The sequence below is a fragment of the Rhodococcus tibetensis genome (genome assembly GCF_024438035.1).
Taxonomy (GTDB): Bacteria; Actinomycetota; Actinomycetes; order Mycobacteriales; family Mycobacteriaceae; genus Rhodococcus_F; species Rhodococcus_F tibetensis.
Genome location: NZ_JANFQF010000047.1, coordinates 1 through 2299, shown reverse-complemented (window position 1 = coordinate 2299; position 2299 = coordinate 1). Strand labels below are relative to the sequence as shown.

General features: G+C 66.3%; 1 protein-coding gene. It reads right to left on the bottom strand.

The window, feature by feature from the left end; genetic code table 11:
- Nucleotides 1-1994: non-ribosomal peptide synthetase (locus NOF53_RS27365; protein ID WP_374212690.1), on the bottom strand; the 1994-nt coding region annotated here is incomplete at its 3' end.
- Nucleotides 1995-2299: the final 305 nt, after the last annotated feature.

Here is a 2299-nt window from a genome sequence, read left to right as displayed (position 1 = left end):
AGGTTTCCGGTGAGGTGGAGGGTGAGGGGGATGTTGTAGGCGGGTGAGGTGGTGTCGTATTGGTTGAGGAACCACATGCGTTTTTGGGCGGGGGAGAGGGGGATCCACCGAGGCCGAGGTTCCGCGACCAAGGGATGCGGAACGTTGTTCGTTCTATGGACGAGATGGCTCGACACGGTGCGCGGCGTCAGGTCCTCGAACAAGGTGCGCACGCCGATGTCGGTGTGCAGAGCGTTGTTGATTCGCGCCACCGCCCGGGTCGCGGTCAGCGAATTGCCGCCGGCTTCGAAGAAGTTGTCGTCGATGCCTACGTGGTCGAGTCCGAGTGCTGCAGCGAAAGCGTCGGCGACCGTCTCCTCTATCGGAGTTGCCGTGTGGGGTGCGGGATCCGCGCCGCGGTCGAACTGCGGCTCGGGCAGGGCGGCGCGGTCGAGCTTGCCTACCCGCGTCAACGGGATTTCTTCGATCGTCACGATGGCGGCCGGAACCATATAGGCCGGGAGGGACTCGGCGAGGTATGCGGTGAGCTGCGCCGGAACGGCCTCCATGCCTTCGGCGGGGAGGACGTGGGAAACGAGCACGGTGTCTCCGGAAGGCCCCGCTATTCCGTTGGTGGCCGCGTAGGCGACAGCGGGGTGGCGGGTCAGCGCCGCATCGATCTCGCCGAGCTCGATACGGAAACCGCGAATCTTCACCTGGAAATCGCTGCGGCCCAGGTATTCGAGTGTATGGTCCTCAGTTCGCCATCGGACGATGTCACCTGTGCGGTACAGGCGCTCACCCGCACTGCCGTACGGGTGTGCCACAAACCGTGTGGCGGTGAGGGCGCGGCGCCCGTGATAGCCACGCGCCAAGCCGCCGCCGGCAACGTAGAGCTCTCCGGGCGCACCGACCGGGACGGGCTGCAGGCGGGAGTCGAGCACGAGCTCGGCGACGCCACGGATCGGTCTTCCGACCGTGATGTCGGCTCCGGCGCTCATCGGATCACTGATATTGCACATCACAGTGGTTTCCGTCGGTCCGTACCCGTTCCGCAGTCTTCTGCCCGGCGCCCATCTGTCCACCAGACCTGGTGGGCACGCCTCGCCGCCCACCACCACGTCGCGGAACGTGTCGAGGTCTGCTGGGTCCGTCGTGGCGAGTGCGGCGGTGGGCACGAACGCGTGGGTGATCCGTTCGGCCTCGATCAGCCGTGTCAGTTCAGCGCCCCCGAACACGTCGCGTGGAGTGATCACCATCGTTGCGGCAGAACCGAAAGCGAGCAGGTAGTCGAACAGCGAGCCGTCGAAGGTGGGTGACGAGAAGTGCAAGACGCGGGAATCGGTTCGTGGTGCGAGTAACTCTGCTTGCGCTGCGGCGAACGAGCACAGACCACGGTGAGTGACAACCACGCCCTTGGGGACGCCGGTAGACCCCGAGGTGTAGATCAGATACGCCGGCTGGTCGATCCGCGACGGCAGCCGACGATCCCGGTCGCCGACTGGAACCGCCGAGTAGCTTTCCGTCCGGTTGCGGAAGTCGGGCCGGTCGACGAACAGCCAGGTAGTGGTGTCCGGCAGCCGGTCGCGGTATTCGGAACAGCTGAGTCCCAGCAGGGCACCGGAGTCGGTCAGCATCTGTTCGATTCGAGTGCGCGGGTACCCCGGGTCGACGGGCAGGAATGCCGCACCCGTCTTGCTGATCGCCCACACGGCAAGAACGGAGTCGACCGACCGCGACAGGGCGAACGCCACGAATGATTCCGGTGTCGCACCGAAGTCGATCAGCAGACGCGCCATCCGGTTCGACGTCTCGTCCAGCTCGCGATACGTCAGGGTGCGCCCCTCGAACGACAGCGCAGGAGCATCGGGATTTCCAGCGGCAGAATCAGCGAACATCTGCGCGAGGGTGCGGCTCTCGCGGGCCGGTGCTCCGCGGGCGGGCACGAGGTTCCGCAGTTCCGCCTGGTCGAGCAGGTGCAGGCCGGCCAGCCTGGTGTCGGGTTCCGTTGCCATGACGGTGAGAACCTTGCGGACTCGTGCGGCGATGGACTGCACAGCCTCCCGCCCCAGCAGGTCGGGAAGGTACTCGAACTTCAGGTGTAGCCGGTCGTCGGCGGAGGCAGCGACCGCGAGCGGGTAGTGCGTGGCGTCGGACCCGCGCGTGGCAGTGATCTCGAGATCGGTGTTCTGGCCGTCGAGGGTGGTGTCGAGGGGGTAGGACTCGAAGACGGTGAGGGTGTCGAAGGTGGTGGCGGGTCCGGTGGCGCGGTGGATGTCGGGGAGGCCGAGGTGGTGGTGGTCGAGGAGTTGGGTGTGGG